The following is a 14,529-nucleotide window of genomic DNA, read 5'->3' on the forward strand; positions in this document are numbered from 1 at the left end:
CCAGCGGCGGCTTCGCCGCATAATGCGGCCTCGCAAAATGTGGAGGCCATCGCTATGAACCGTGAGTTGAAAACCCGCCAGGAAATCCAGGCCGAGGTGCACCGCCTGGTCCACCTGGACCCCCAAGTCATCAAAGACCAGGTGCAGATCCAGGTTCCCGCCCCGATGGAGACCGACCCCATCGACGGCTGCAATTGGGCGATGACGGGTTTCGGCAATGCCGACAAGCACATGGACGCCGTGACCCGGGCAATGAACACCGTGATGGACAAGTGGCGTTTGAACTGCTGAACCCGGCCGTTGGGCGGCGACTTGCGCTAAGTCGTTGATTTTTCATATAATCACAGGCTTCGCAGCGATTTTCTGGCTCCGCGGCGAAGACGTTGGGGCATCCGTGTCCGGGCGCAACCCCACCTAAGAGATTCCCATCAGAGGAAAACCGACCGTGGAAAAGAGCTGACCAAACCCTCTTTACAGAGAAAAACTCATGACCAAAACGTTCAGCGCCAAACCCGCTGACGTGACGCACGAGTGGTTTGTGATTGACGCGACCGACAAGGTCCTCGGACGAGTAGCCAGCGAAGTTGCTCTCCGTTTGCGCGGCAAACACAAGGCCATTTACACGCCTCACGTCGATACCGGTGACTTCATCGTCATCATCAACGCAGCCCAGCTGCGCGTCACCGGCGCCAAGTCGACTGACAAGATCTACTACCGCCACTCGGGTTACCCCGGCGGCATCAGCGCGACCAACTTCCGCGACATGCAGTCCAAGCACCCCGGCCGTGCGCTGGAAAAGGCCGTCAAGGGCATGCTGCCCAAGGGCCCGCTTGGCTACGCGATGATCAAGAAACTCAAGGTTTATGGCGGTGCAGAGCATCCCCATACCGCCCAACAGCCTAAAGTGCTGGCAATCTAAGGAGCCTTGAGATGATTGGTGATTGGAACAATGGCACCGGCCGTCGCAAATCCAGCGTCGCCCGTGTGTTTCTGAAAAAAGGCTCTGGCCAGATCCGCGTGAATGGCAAGGACGTGTCCGATTTCTTCGGCCGCGAAACCTCCATCATGATCGTCAAGCAGCCCCTGCACCTGACCAACCACGTCGAAACGTTTGACATCCTCGTCAACGTGCACGGCGGCGGCGAGTCCGGCCAGGCCGGCGCGACGCGTCACGGCATCACCCGTGCGCTGATCGACTACGACGCGACGCTCAAGCCCGCGCTGAGCCAAGCCGGCTTCGTGACGCGCGATGCGCGTGAAGTCGAGCGTAAGAAGGTCGGCCTGCACGGCGCCCGCCGTCGCAAGCAGTTCTCCAAGCGCTAAACCGCTTCGGGTTCGCCCCCACAAAGCCGCAGCAGGGTCACCTGCTGCGGCTTTGTGCTTTTGGGGCCACGCCCGGCTTTGGTTCGGTGCGGCCCAAGGGGGTGCGGCGGGGGCGAAAACGCCGCGTTTGGGCCCTTGTGCGGTGCGTTTTTTGGGCTGGGCCACAGCGACGGGTGCACCGGCTTGGCGCCGTACGCTGGAGGGCGTATTGAGGGCCTGAGACCGCGTCTTTACGCTGACATCAGACCAGCTTCTGGTCTGGTTTTACCAGCGACTGACCAACGCACCCAAGGAGAGCCCCTCATGCCAAAGACCCCCTCTGATCCCGCTGCAAAGTCCCGGTCGTTTCAACTGACCCTGCGCCAGGTGCTGGTCGGCGCCGGACTGGCTGGCGCCCTCGGCGCTGCCCATGCCGGAGCGACCTTTTCCCTGGGCGACGACAAATCCCTCAGCATCGGCCTGGGCCTGAAGACCAGCTTCAGCAGCGTCGAAAAAGGCGCGCTCAATGGCACCAGCCGCTCCAGCGACTTCAACGTCGACAGCGCACGCATCTACCTGGGCGCATCGCTCAGCAAGACCATCAAGCTGACCTTCAACACCGAGAAGGACGCCGATGACAAGGTCCGTGTGCTGGACGCCTACGGTGAACTGCAGTTTTCGCCGGCGTTCAATCTGGCCATCGGTCGCACCATCATTCCATCCGACCGCGCCAACCTGTCGGGCGGCTATTACATCGTGCCCTACGAGTTCCCCGGCGTGACCTCCCAGTTCTATTCCAAGTTTGCCAGCCGCGACGACGGCGCGGTGGTCTGGGGCAAGGTGCTGGACAAGAAGCTGGTTTACTCGCTGGGCGCCTTCAAGGGGCGCAACCGCGTGGTGGGGGGCTCCAACCAGTCGAGCTCGCTGCTGTACGCGGGGCGTGTGGCATTCAATTTCTGGGACGCCGAGCCCGCCCCGGCCTACCTGACCGGCAGCACCTACTACGGTGGGGCCGACATCCTGACGCTGGGCCTGGTGGCGCAGAGCCAGAAGGACGGTGTGGGCAACGCCACCACGCGCGACAACTACACCGCCTACGGGCTGGACCTGTTGCTGGAGAAAAAGTTGCCGGCAGGCGTGTTGACCCTGGAGGGCGGCTACGGCAAATACGACTTCAGCGCGGCGGCCGGTGCGGTGGATGTCTCATCCCCCGGCTTGCTGCCTGGCAAGTCGGGGCTGGTCGTGGCGGCCTTCATGTTCCCGGACAAGCTGGGTTGGGGTCGGCTGCAACCCTTTGTGCGTTTTCAGAAGTTCGATGCCGACGCCACCGGGGCTGACCTCAAGCAGACCGACCTGGGCCTGAACTACGTGATCGACGGCGCCAATGCCCGCATCGTGGCCGACTACCGCAAGGTCAAGCCGCAGGCCAGCGCCAGCATCGACGCCTTCATCCTGGGCCTGCAGTTGCAGTACTGAGGTGGCTTCAGAGGGCACACCGGCAGTGGCCGGGTGCCACCGGCGCATGGCCTACACTGGCGCTCCTTTGGCCCAGTCTGTTCCATGCGTTTTCGCCTGCTCCGCCGCCGTTTGACCATCAGTGCCCCGCGCATGGCGGTGCGCAGTGCCATGCCTTGGCCCCTGCGCTGGATCGTCTGGGCGCTGGCCCTGGGGTTTTGCGCGGCCATCAGCCTGTGGGCCTTCGAGTTCGGCAAACACATCGCTGGCCTGGACCAGGGGCGGGAGACCGAACTGTTGGCGCTGCGCAGCGAGGTCACCCGGCTGCGGGCCGAGCGCAGCCAAGCCGCCGCCAGCCAACCAGCGGCCAACAGCCTTTTGGTGGCCGAACAGGTGGCGCAGGAGAAGCTGGTTCAACAGATCAAGCAGCTCGAAACCGAGAACCGCGCGTTGCGTGACGACCTGGGCTTTTTCGAGCAGTTGATTCCGGCCGAAGGCGGCAACGCCATCAGCGTGCGCAGCCTGCAGGCCGAGGTGCTGGGCGGCGGCATGCAGCTCAAATGGCAGTTGCTGGTGTTGCAGCCGGCCCGCAAGGGCCCCGAATTCAATGGCCAATTGGAACTCACGCTGTCTGGCCTGCAGAATGGCAAACCCTGGAGCATGACCTTGCCCGGTGGCCCGCAGGCACTGGTGTTTCGCCAGTACCGGCGGGTGGACGGCGTGGTGGACTTGCCACCGGCCACCGTGGTAAAAACCGTGTCGGTCAAGGTGACAGAAGGTTCCGCCACCCGGGCGTCGCACAGCATCAAGCTCTAGCCCCGGCCGTTTCAGGAAAACCCATGTTCAACCGCAAAAAACAACCCCCCATTCGCAGCCTGATCGCCGCCGACAGCACCATCCAGGGCCACATCAGCTTTGGTGAAGGGCTGCGCATCGACGGCAAGGTCAATGGCAATGTGCTGGCCATCGAGGGCCGGCCCAGCATCCTGGTGGTGGCCGAGAGCGCCGTGGTCACCGGCGAAATCCACGCCGACCACGTCATCATCAACGGCCGTGTGGTGGGCCCGGTGCGGGCTGCCGAGCTGTTGGAACTTCAGCCCACCGCACGCATCGAAGGGGACGTGACCTACAAGGCGCTGGAAATGCACCAGGGTGCGCTGATCGCCGGCCGTCTGGTCCCGTTGGCCAACGAGAAAGACCAGCCTGCGCTGGTGCTGGCGGCCAGCAACAGCTGACGCTGGCGGCTGTTCAAATCCCTACTGCGAACGCAGTTGGCTAGAATAGCTTAGTATTTTGGTCAGATTACCGGAGATTCCCATGAGTGCAGTCGCGCAAGACATCCAGACGGACATGCCCACCCCCATCGTGTTCACCGACAGTGCCGCCGCCAAGGTGGCCGACCTGATCGCCGAAGAGGGCAATCCCGAACTGAAGCTGCGCGTGTTTGTGCAGGGCGGCGGCTGCTCGGGCTTCCAGTACGGCTTCACCTTCGATGAAGTGACCAACGAAGACGACACCACCATGACCAAAAACGGTGTGTCGCTGCTGATCGACGCCATGAGCTACCAGTACCTGGTGGGCGCCGAGATCGACTACAAGGAAGACCTGCAGGGTGCCCAGTTCGTCATCAAGAACCCCAACGCCACCTCCACCTGCGGCTGCGGTTCCAGCTTCTCGACCTGAGCCTTTGCCGACTCACGCGGGGTAGACAGCCCCCAACACACGGGCGCCTTGGGCGCCCGTTGCTTTTGGCAGGTTGCCCGGCAAACCGAGCAGCGTCTGCCTGGCCAGCCAGGCAAAACCGCAGGCCTCCACCTGCTGCGGCGGAATGCCCCGCTCGGCCGACGACAACACCCGCAGCGCGGGCAGGCAGGCTTGCAGCCGGCCCATCAGGTGGGTGTTGAAGGCGCCGCCGCCACACACCACCAGCTCGGTGGCTCCCACGCTGTATTGCTGCAAATCAGCAGCCACGGTCCGCGCCGTCAACTCCGCCAGCGTGGCCTGCACATCTGCCGGCGGCAGCGCGGTGGGGCCAGCGGCCAGCCTGGCGGCCAGCCAGTCCGGGTTGAACAGGTCGCGGCCGGTGCTTTTGGGCGGGGTTTGACCGAAATAGGGCTCGTCCAGCAGCCGCGCCAGCAAGCCGGCATTCACCTGGCCGCTGGCCGCCCAGGCGCCATCGGCGTCAAAGGGCTGGCCACGGTGCTGCTGGCACCAGTGGTCCATCAGGCCATTGGCCGGGCCGCAGTCAAAGCCTTGCACCGCGCTGTCGGCCGTGATCAGGCTCAGGTTGGCAATGCCGCCCAGGTTGAGCGCTGCCAAGGGCTGACCAGTCTGGCCAAACAGTGCCTGGTGAAAGCCAGGGGCCAACGGTGCCCCCTGGCCGCCGGCGGCGAGGTCGCGGCTGCGGAAATCGGCCACCACCCGGATGCCGCTCAGCTCGGCCAGCAGGGCGGGGTTGTTGATCTGCCAGGTGTAGCCCAGCCCGTCGTGTTCACCCGGGCGGTGCCGCACGGTCTGGCCATGGGCGCCGATGGCTTGTACCGCGCGCCCGGCCACACCGGCCTGAGCGAGCGTGTCGGCCACCACCTGCGCGTACACCCGCACCAGCGCGTTGGCGGCCAGCGCGGCGCGGTGCAACTCGTTGTGGCCCGCGGTGTTGAGGGCCAGCAGTTCCGCCCGCAACGCCGGTGAAAATGCCTGGCTGGCATGGGCCAGCAGCTGCGGGCGCTCGGCCGAAAAATCGGCCAGCACGCCGTCCACCCCGTCCAGCGAGGTGCCCGACATCAGTCCCAGGTACAGGTCCGTCATGGCCGTTGCCGTGCCTCAGGCGCGCAGGAAGAGCTGGTAAACCGGGTTGGCGGTTTCCTCCACATGCGGGTAGTCCAGCGTGGCGAGGAACTGGCGGAAGGCCTTGTCGTCGGACTTGGGCACCTGAAGGCCGACCAGGATGCGGCCATAGTCGGCGCCCTGGTTGCGGTAGTGGAACAGGCTGATGTTCCAGCCCGGCTGCATCAGGCTCAGGAACTTCAGCAGCGCACCCGGGCGCTCGGGAAACTCGAAGCGCATCAAGCGCTCGTCCTTGGCCAAGGCCGAATGGCCGCCCACCATGTGGCGCACATGCTCCTTGGCCAGTTCGTCATGGGTCAGGTCCAGCGCCTTGAAGCCGTGTTTGCTGAACTGGGTGGCGATCTTCTGGCTTTCGCCCTTGCCATGGGTGGTCAGGCCGACGAAGACATGGGCGCGCTGGGCGTCGCTGATGCGGTAGTTGAACTCGGTCACCGAGCGCGGGTTGCCCGGCAGGTTGCCCACCAGTTCGCAGAAGCGGCGGAAGCTGCCGCGTTCTTCGGGAATGGTCACGGCGAACAGCGCCTCGCGCTCTTCGCCCACCTCGGCCCGTTCGGCCACAAAGCGCAGCCGGTCGAAGTTCATGTTGGCGCCACACAGAATGGCTGCGTAGGTTGCGCCCTTGGTCTTGTGTTTGGCCACGTACTGCTTGATGGCGGCCACCGCCAGCGCGCCGGCCGGCTCAACGATGCTGCGGGTGTCGACAAACACGTCCTTGATGGCCGCGCACACCGCGTCGGTGTCCACCGTGACGAACTCGTCCACCAGCTGGCGGCTGATGCGGAAGGTTTCCTCGCCCACCAGCTTGACCGCCGTGCCGTCGGAAAACAGGCCCACGTCGCTGAGCGTGACCCGCTTTTTGGCCGTCACCGAACGCATCATCGCGTTGGAGTCGTTCATCTGCACGCCGATGACTTTGACCTCGGGCCGCACCGCCTTGATGTAGTTGGCCACGCCGGCGATCAGGCCGCCACCGCCAATGGCCACAAACACCGCGTCGAGCGGGCCCTGGTGCTGGCGCAACATTTCCATGGCAATGGTGCCCTGGCCGGCAATCACGTCGGGGTCGTCGAAGGGGTGGACAAAGGTCAGGCCATCTTTCTTCTCCAGCTTGACCGCGTGGGTGTAGGCGTCGGAGTAGCTGTCGCCGCTCAGCACCACCTCGCCCCCCAGGGCCAGCACGGCGTCGATCTTGAGCTGCGGCGTGGTGGTGGGCATGACGATCACCGCCCGGGTGCCCAGGCGCTTGGCGCCCAGGGCCACGCCCTGGGCATGGTTGCCAGCCGAGGCGCAGATCACGCCCTTCTTCAACTGGGCGGGTGTCAGGTGGGCCATCTTGTTGTAGGCGCCACGCAGTTTGAAGCTGAACACCGGCTGCTGGTCTTCGCGCTTGAGCAGCACGGTGTTGCCCAGGCGGCGGCTCAAGTTTTTGGCCGGCTCCAGCGCCGACTCCACCGCCACGTCGTAGACGCGGGCGTTCAGGATTTTTTTCAGGTAATCGGCAGGCTTGAGTGCGGCAGCGCGGGAAGGATGGGTCATGGTGCTCCTCGAGCCTCCGATGATAGGCCCTGGCCCGGCGGGTGCCTTACGATGCGACACCCAAGAAAAAAGCCCCGGGGTGTGAAACCCGGGGCTGAATCCACCCTTTTGAGGAGGTGGAGGAGACAAGAGGCACTGAACTCTCTCTGAACTGGATTTCAGTATAGCCAGCTCGTGCTGCAACGCAACATGCCAAGGCCGAGTTTCCGGGGTTTTTTTAGGGTCGGCTCTCTGTTTTGCCGGCATTTTGTCAAACACAGACCCCCGCGCACCGCGGGGGTGCACCAGGAGGTTGTTGAACATGGAATGCACCGTCAGCTGGACCGGCGCCACCGGCGCCCGCTCGGGCATGGGATTTGTGGCCGAAACCGGCAGCGGCCACACGCTGTTGATGGACGGCGCGCCCGACGCCGTCAAGCCCGAGAACGGCGGCCAGAACCTGGCCCCGCGGCCCATGGAGACGGTGCTGGCGGGCACCGGCGGCTGCACCGCCTATGACGTGGTGCTGATTTTGAAGCGCGGCCGCCACGATGTGCGGGGCTGCAGCGTCAAACTCACCAGCGAGCGTGCCGACACCGACCCCAAGGTGTTCACCAAGATCCACATGCAGTTCACCGTCACCGGCAAGGGCATCCCGGCCAGCGCGGTGGAGCGGGCGATCGCGATGAGCCATGACAAATACTGCTCGGCCAGCATCATGCTGGGCAAAACGGCGGAGATCACCACCGGTTTCGATCTGATCGAGGCCTGACTTGGCTTTGCCCAGCACCTGTGCCGGGCATTGAGCTGTCAAAAAGTGAGTGATGGGCCGCGGGGGCCTGGCTCAGATGCGGTGGGCCACCGTGGTCATGAGCTTGGCGGCCGCCCGCATCAGGCCTTTCACTGGGGCGGGCATCTCGGCCGCGCCCGCCTGCCTGGCCTCGCGGGCATGGCGGGCCTCGTCGTCCTTCATTTGCGCCACCACCGCGCGCGACGCGTGGTCCAGCGCAGGCAGGCGCTCCAAATGGTCGGCCAGGTGGGCCTCGACCTGCTGTTCGGTTTCCACCACAAAACCCAGGCTGACCCGGTCCCCCAGCTTGCCCGCCACATAGCCCAGGCCAAAAGCCCCGGCGTACCACAACGGGTTGAGCAGGCTGGGTCGGGCGCCCAGCGCGTCCAGCCGCGCCTGGGTCCAGGCCAGGTGGTCGGTTTCCTCCCGCGCAGCTTCCAGGCATTGGGCCCGCAAGGCCGGGCTGCGGGTGGCCAGGGCCTGGGCGCTGTACAAGGCCTGGGCGCAGACCTCTCCCACATGGTTGACCCGCATGAGGGCACCGGCCAGCGCCTTGTCGTCGGCGTTCAGCACAGGGTCGCCCGAGGCCAGCGCCTCGGGCACGGTGGGGCAGGTGCGGCGAGCCGAGGGCGTGGCAAACAGGGTGCGCAGGGCGGTGTCGGCGGCGTTCAGCAGGGCGTCCATGGTGGGCAAGGTCAGGTTCAACTGGGGAGTTCCCGCTGATGATAGAGGGATTGCGGCCTTGGCTGTGCCCGGCCCCGATGCCCGGCTCGGCCTGGCTTTGTTGTGCCAATGCGACGAAATGGCCGGGATGCCGGGTCTGGGCGGGTGAATCCTTTGCCAACCGGGGCTGCGTCTGGTGCAATTGCGTCAGCTTTCAGAAATGAAGGTTGGCTCAGAGATGTGAGTGCAGCAGGTGCTCGCCGAAAGCGACGTCTGGACTGGCCAGTCTGATGCCCAAATTTTTAACCTTGGAGATCTTCTCAATGAAAAAGTCCCTGATCGCTCTGGCCGCTCTGGCTGCCGTTGGTGCCGCTTCCGCCCAATCCAGCGTCACCCTGTACGGCGTGGTTGACGTTGGTTTCAACCGCGTTGCCGGCGAAGGCAATGGCCACATCGCCCGTCAAGTGGGCTCTGGCATGAACTCGTCCAGCCGTCTGGGCGTGCGTGGCACGGAAGACCTGGGTGGCGGCCTGAAGGCCAACTTCGTGCTGGAAGGTTCCGTCCTGGCCGACAGCGGCGCTGGTTTCACCACCAACGGTAACAACCAAACTTCCGGTGCCACCGACATCGCCAACTCCAACGCTGGCTTCCGTTTCAACCGCACCTCCTACGTTGGCCTGTCGGGCAACTTCGGTGAAGTGCGTCTGGGCCGTGACTACACCCCGGTGTTCAACAGCCAAGTCGCGTTTGACCCGTTCACCTTCGTGGGCTCGGCCACCGTGCAGAACCTGATCTCTGGCTCCGCCATCGGCACCACCGCTGGCACCGCTGGCCTGACCACCCTGCCGGCACTGCGCTTGACCAACGGCTACTCCTACTTCACGCCCAACTCCCTGGGTGGCTTCTACGGCCAGCTGGCCATTGGTCAAGGTGAAAACGCCAGCAACGTCGGCGCCACCAAGAACGACGGCAACACCGGTGCTGTGCGCCTGGGCTTCGCCAACGGTCCGTTCGACGTGTCCGTGGCCACCCTGTCGACCAAGTTCTCCACTGGCAATTACCAGACCACCGCTCTGAGCGGCAGCTACGACCTGGGCGTGGCCAAGATCACCGCCCTGTACAACAAGGAGCAGGTGAAGAGCGTTGCCAACCCGAACCAGAAGCTGTTCGGTCTGGCCGCTGCCGTGCCGCTGGGTGCCGGTCTGGTCAAGGTGTCCTATGTTCGCGTGAACGTGGCCAACACCGAAAACGACGCCGACCAAATCGGCATCGGCTACGTCTACAACCTGTCCAAGCGCACTGCGCTGTACTCCACCTACGGTCGTGTGAACAACAAGGGCACCGGCACCGGCTTCAACAACGGCCGTGCAACGACCGTTGCTGGTGGCAACACCACCGGTCTGGACCTGGGCATTCGCCACGCGTTCTGATCCAAGGCTGGCTTGACCAGCTTTGCGACCACAACAAAAACCGCTGGGCCTCAGGGCCCGGCGGTTTTTTTTTGCCCGTACCGGTGTGGAACCGCGCCCGCTGACCCTGCCTGTTGGTGACGGCGTTCAGGCCGAATGGACACCGATAGAATCTCCGTCGCCGGCCTGCTTTGCGCGCTGGCCTGTCGGGAGGCAATGTGCGCCTTCCGGCTGGACTGACAATCAAATATGAACCAACTCGACGCGCTCAGGCAGTACACCACCGTGGTGGCCGACACTGGTGACTTTCACCAGCTGGCCCAGTTCCAGCCCCAGGACGCCACCACCAACCCCTCACTGATTCTGAAGGCGGTGCAAAAGCCCGATTACCGGCCGCTGATGCAGGCGGTGGTGGCGCGTTTCCGTGACCGGCCACTGGACGAGGTCATGGACCGGTTGATCGTGCGCTTTGGCTGCGAAATTTTGGCCACGATTCCCGGTCGGGTGTCGACCGAGGTTGATGCCCGGTTGAGCTTTGACACCGAGGCCACCGTGACCCGGGCCGAGCGCATCGTGGCGCTGTACCAGGCCGAGGGGGTGCCGGTGGACCGGGTGCTGGTGAAGATCGCCGCCACCTGGGAAGGCATTCAGGCCGCGGCGCGGCTGGAGTCGCGCGGCATCCACACCAACCTGACGCTGCTGTTCTCGTTTTGCCAGGCGGTGGCCTGTGGGCAGGCCAGGGTCAAGCTGATTTCGCCCTTCGTCGGGCGCATCTACGACTGGTACAAAAAAGCCGCCGGCCCCGCCTGGGACGACGCGGCCCAGGCCGGCCCCAACGACCCTGGCGTCCAGTCGGTGCGGCAGATCTACCAACACTACAAACATTTCGGCATTGCCACCGAGGTCATGGGCGCGAGCTTTCGCAACACCGGCCAGATCGTGGCGCTGGCGGGCTGTGACCTGTTGACCATCAGCCCCGAACTGCTGGCCCAGCTGGCCGCCAGCGAGGCCCCGCTCAGCCGCGCACTCAATGCCGATCAGGCCCGGGCACTGGACCTGCCGCCGGTCAACTTCGACGAGGCCGGCTTCCGCTATGCGCTGAATGCCGATGCCATGGCCACCGACAAGCTGGCCGAGGGCATACGTGCCTTTGTGGCCGACGCGGTCAGGCTCGAACAGCTCATGCAGGCTGCCTGACCATGGCGCTCCCAATGCCGCAGCGCTTGCGCTGCGACCAGACCGCGAGTTGGCCCCGGCTGCAAGACCATGCCGCCGTGGTGTTCAGGTCAGTGGGTGGCTTCGATTTGCGCCAGGCCTTTGCCACCGACCCAGGCCGGTTTACCCGTTTCAGCCAGCAGGCGCCGGAAGTCTTTGCCGATCTGTCGAAAAACCTGATCGATGACCAGGCCGAGTGCCTGCTGCTGGACATGGCGCGTGAGTGTGGTCTGGAAGCCCACCGCGACGCGATGTATGCCGGCGCGGCGGTCAACACCACCGAGGGCCGCGCGGCCCTGCACACGCTGCTGCGGTGCCCCACCGCCCCCGAGCCTGCCACGCCGGCCTTGCTGGCGGCCTGGCAGGCCGTGACCGCCGAGCGCGAGCGCATGCTGGCCTTTGCCGAGCAGGTGCGGGCCGATGCGCGCATCACCGACATCGTCAACCTTGGCATTGGGGGCTCCGACCTCGGGCCGCAGATGGCGGTGCTGGCGCTCGATCCCTTTGTCACGCAGGGCAAGCGCTTCCATTTCGTGTCCAACGGCGATGGTGACGCCCTGGCTGCGGTGCTGGACATGTTGGACCCGGCCACCACCTTGTTCCTGGTGGCCTCCAAAACCTTCACCACCGTGGAAACCATGGGCAACACCTTGTCGGTGCTGCGCTGGTTCCATGCCCAGGGCGGCAGTGACGTGGCCCGCCATTTCGTCGCCCTGAGTGCCGACCCCTTGGCGGGGCAGGCGCTGGGCATGCGCACCCGATTTGCCATCTGGGATTGGGTGGGCGGCCGTTACTCGCTGTGGTCGGCGATTGGCCTGGTGGTGGCGATGGCCATCGGCGCCGAGGGTTTTCGCGAACTGCTGGCGGGTGCCCATGAGATGGACCGCCATTTCCGCAGCGCGCCGTTGGAGGCCAACCTGCCGGTGCGGCTGGGCCTGCTGGACCTGTGGCAACGCAACTTTCTGGGTTTCAGCAGCCGCAATGTGGCGCCCTATTGCAGCGCCCTGCGCCGCCTGCCCGCCCATTTGCAGCAACTGGAGATGGAGAGCAACGGCAAGCGGGTGGACATGGCGGGCCAGCCCCTGACTTACCGAACCGCGCCAGTGGTCTGGGGCGAGCCGGGCATGAATGGCCAGCACGCTTATTTCCAGATGCTGCTGCAAGGCACCGAGGTGGTGCCGGTGGAGTTCATCGCCGTCAAGCAGGACAGCCACCGCATGCCGGGCCACCACCGCCAACTGCTGGCCAGCGCGTTGGCCCAGGCCCAGGCGCTGATGCTGGGGGAAGCCAACACCGACGGCCACCGCCATTTCCCGGGCAACCGGCCCAGCACTTTTCTGCTGCTGGAGGCCTTGACCCCACGCAGCCTGGGCGCCTTGCTGGCCCTGTACGAGCACCGGGTGTTTGTGGCCGGCAGCATGTGGGGCATCAACAGCTTTGACCAGCATGGTGTGGAGTTGGGCAAGGTGTTGGCGCGCGGCATGGCCGAGCGGCTGGCCAGCGGTGACACCACCGGTCTGGACGCGTCCAGTGCGGGCTTGCTGCAGAAAATCTGCGCCGAATAGGCGCCTCTCAGACCAGTCCCCCTCTCACCCAACCAAGAAAAACCCCCGCCGGGCTTGGCGCCCGACGGGGGTTTTGTTCGGCAGGCACGCCCCAGGGGCGCGCCAGGGCTTACATGTCCATGCCGCCCATGCCACCCATGCCGCCCATGCCACCGCCAGGCATGCCGCCGGCGCCGGCGTCTTCCTTCGGCGCCTCGGCCACCATGCACTCGGTGGTCAGCATCAGCGAGGCCACGGACGCGGCGTTTTGCAGCGCGGTGCGGGTCACCTTGGTCGGGTCCAGAATGCCCATCTCGATCATGTCACCGTAGGTGTCGTTGGCGGCATTGAAGCCGTAGTTGCCCTTGCCTTGCAGCACGGCGTTCACGACCACCGAGGCTTCGCCACCGGCGTTGTAAACGATCTCGCGCAGCGGCGCTTCAATTGCACGCAGCACCAGCTTGATGCCGGCTTCCTGGTCGGCGTTGTCGCCCTTGATGACACCAGCGGATTGCTTGGCACGCAGCAGGGCCACGCCGCCACCGGCCACGATGCCTTCTTCCACCGCAGCGCGGGTGGCGTGCAGCGCGTCTTCCACGCGGGCCTTCTTTTCCTTCATTTCGACTTCGGTGGCCGCGCCAACCTTGATCACGGCCACGCCGCCGGCCAGCTTGGCCACGCGTTCTTGCAGCTTTTCACGGTCGTAGTCGCTGGTGGCTTCTTCGATCTGCACGCGGATTTGCTTCACGCGGGCTTCGATGTCGCCAGCGGCACCGGCGCCGTCGATGATGATGGTGTTTTCCTTGCCCACTTCGATGCGCTTGGCCTGGCCCAGATCGGCCAGGGTGACCTTCTCCAGCGTCAGACCGACTTCTTCAGCGATGACCTTGCCACCGGTCAGGATGGCGATGTCTTCCAGCATGGCCTTGCGGCGGTCGCCAAAGCCCGGGGCCTTGACAGCCACGACCTTCAGGATGCCGCGGATGGTGTTGACCACCAGGGTCGCCAGGGCTTCGCCCTCGACGTCTTCGGCAATGATCAGCAGCGGACGGCCGGCCTTGGCAACTTGCTCCAGCGTGGGCAACAGGTCACGGATGTTGCTGATCTTCTTGTCGAACAGCAGCACGAAGGGGTTGTCCAGCAGGGCGGCCTGCTTTTCGGGGTTGTTGATGAAGTAGGGCGACAGGTAACCGCGGTCGAACTGCATGCCTTCAACGACGTCGAGTTCGCTCTCGAGCGACTTGCCGTCTTCCACGGTGATCACGCCTTCCTTGCCGACCTTGTCCATCGCGTCAGCGATGATGCGGCCGATGGTTTCGTCGCTGTTGGCCGAGATCGAGCCGACTTGCGCGATTTCCTTGGAGGTGGTGGTGGCCTTGGAGGCTTTCTTCAGCTCGGCGACCAGGGCCGTCACGGCCTTGTCGATGCCGCGCTTCAGGTCCATGGGGTTCATGCCGGCGGCGACGTACTTCATGCCTTCGCGGATGATGCTCTGGGCCAGCACGGTGGCGGTGGTGGTGCCGTCACCGGCGATGTCGGAGGTCTTGGAAGCAACTTCCTTGACCATCTGTGCGCCCATGTTCTGCAGCTTGTCCTTCAGCTCGATTTCCTTGGCCACGGACACACCGTCCTTGGTCACGGTGGGGGCGCCGAAGGAGCGCTCCAGCACCACATTGCGGCCCTTGGGCCCCAGGGTCACCTTGACCGCATTGGCCAGGATGTTCACGCCTTCAACCATGCGTGCGCGGGCTTCGCCGCCGAAAATGACGTCTTTTGCTGCCATGTTGAT

Annotated in this window: 15 protein-coding genes; 11 read left to right on the forward strand and 4 right to left on the reverse strand. The window is 64.8% G+C overall.

All coding sequences use genetic code 11. The annotated features are described in order from the left end of the window. The first annotated feature begins 54 nt into the window (after positions 1-54). The 7 genes from AC4BAR_RS07520 (at position 55) to erpA (ending at position 4,440) form a co-directional block, all read left to right on the forward strand. On the forward strand, positions 55-291 hold the full coding sequence (locus AC4BAR_RS07520) for a hypothetical protein (protein ID WP_490627231.1): 237 nt from the start codon (positions 55-57) through the stop codon (positions 289-291). Between the two features lie 196 nt (positions 292-487). Then, positions 488-919 (forward strand): 50S ribosomal protein L13, encoded by a 432-nt coding sequence (gene rplM, locus AC4BAR_RS07525; RefSeq protein ID WP_490627232.1) that lies wholly within the window; start codon positions 488-490, stop codon positions 917-919. Between the two features lie 11 nt (positions 920-930). Continuing rightward, on the forward strand, positions 931-1,323 hold the full coding sequence (rpsI, locus tag AC4BAR_RS07530; RefSeq protein ID WP_490627233.1) for a 30S ribosomal protein S9: 393 nt from the start codon (positions 931-933) through the stop codon (positions 1,321-1,323). Between the two features lie 303 nt (positions 1,324-1,626). Then, positions 1,627-2,778 carry a porin gene (locus AC4BAR_RS07535; protein ID WP_490627234.1) on the forward strand — a complete coding sequence of 384 codons (1,152 nt, stop codon included), beginning with the start codon at positions 1,627-1,629 and terminating at the stop codon, positions 2,776-2,778. 84 nt (positions 2,779-2,862) lie between these two features. Continuing rightward, complete coding sequence (locus tag AC4BAR_RS07540) at positions 2,863-3,573, forward strand: DUF6776 family protein (protein WP_490627235.1); 711 nt, start codon at positions 2,863-2,865, stop codon at positions 3,571-3,573. Between the two features lie 23 nt (positions 3,574-3,596). Beyond that, positions 3,597-3,992, forward strand: a complete 396-nt coding sequence (locus AC4BAR_RS07545; protein WP_490627236.1) for a bactofilin family protein — start codon at positions 3,597-3,599, stop codon at positions 3,990-3,992. Between the two features lie 82 nt (positions 3,993-4,074). Further along, positions 4,075-4,440 carry an iron-sulfur cluster insertion protein ErpA gene (gene erpA / locus AC4BAR_RS07550; protein WP_490627237.1) on the forward strand — a complete coding sequence of 122 codons (366 nt, stop codon included), beginning with the start codon at positions 4,075-4,077 and terminating at the stop codon, positions 4,438-4,440. A 12-nt stretch (positions 4,441-4,452) separates the two neighbouring features. On the opposite strand, the gene AC4BAR_RS07555 is transcribed toward erpA, so the two are convergent. Both AC4BAR_RS07555 and ilvA read right to left on the reverse strand, forming a co-directional pair. Then, a complete protein-coding gene (locus AC4BAR_RS07555; protein ID WP_490627238.1) occupies positions 4,453-5,565 on the reverse strand; it encodes an anhydro-N-acetylmuramic acid kinase in 1,113 nt (370 codons plus the stop codon). Positions 5,566-5,580: 15 nt separating this feature from the next. Beyond that, a complete protein-coding gene (ilvA, locus tag AC4BAR_RS07560; protein ID WP_490627239.1) occupies positions 5,581-7,140 on the reverse strand; it encodes a threonine ammonia-lyase, biosynthetic in 1,560 nt (519 codons plus the stop codon). Positions 7,141-7,441: 301 nt separating this feature from the next. Here ilvA and AC4BAR_RS07565 point away from each other — a divergent pair, with 301 nt between their 5' ends. Then, entirely contained in the window at positions 7,442-7,891 is a 450-nt protein-coding gene (locus tag AC4BAR_RS07565) for an OsmC family protein (protein ID WP_490627240.1), read from the forward strand. Between the two features lie 72 nt (positions 7,892-7,963). Here AC4BAR_RS07565 and coq7 read toward each other — a convergent pair whose 3' ends face one another. Then, positions 7,964-8,593: a 2-polyprenyl-3-methyl-6-methoxy-1,4-benzoquinone monooxygenase gene (coq7, locus tag AC4BAR_RS07570; protein ID WP_490627241.1), complete on the reverse strand. Its 630-nt coding sequence runs from the start codon at positions 8,591-8,593 to the stop codon at positions 7,964-7,966. A gap of 302 nt (positions 8,594-8,895) precedes the next feature. On the opposite strand from coq7, the gene AC4BAR_RS07575 reads away from it, so the two are divergent. From AC4BAR_RS07575 to pgi, 3 genes are all read left to right on the forward strand, one after another. Then, entirely contained in the window at positions 8,896-10,002 is a 1,107-nt protein-coding gene (locus AC4BAR_RS07575) for a porin (RefSeq protein WP_490627242.1), read from the forward strand. 228 nt (positions 10,003-10,230) lie between these two features. After that, positions 10,231-11,178, forward strand: coding sequence for a transaldolase (gene tal, locus AC4BAR_RS07580; RefSeq protein ID WP_490627243.1), 948 nt, complete (start codon positions 10,231-10,233; stop codon positions 11,176-11,178). A gap of 2 nt (positions 11,179-11,180) precedes the next feature. Further along, positions 11,181-12,761 carry a glucose-6-phosphate isomerase gene (pgi, locus tag AC4BAR_RS07585; RefSeq protein WP_490627244.1) on the forward strand — a complete coding sequence of 527 codons (1,581 nt, stop codon included), beginning with the start codon at positions 11,181-11,183 and terminating at the stop codon, positions 12,759-12,761. Positions 12,762-12,870: 109 nt separating this feature from the next. On the opposite strand, the gene groL is transcribed toward pgi, so the two are convergent. Further along, positions 12,871-14,523, reverse strand: coding sequence for a chaperonin GroEL (groL, locus tag AC4BAR_RS07590; RefSeq protein WP_490627245.1), 1,653 nt, complete (start codon positions 14,521-14,523; stop codon positions 12,871-12,873). Positions 14,524-14,529: the final 6 nt, after the last annotated feature.

Source organism: Rhodoferax sp. SPJ4 (assembly GCF_058216275.1).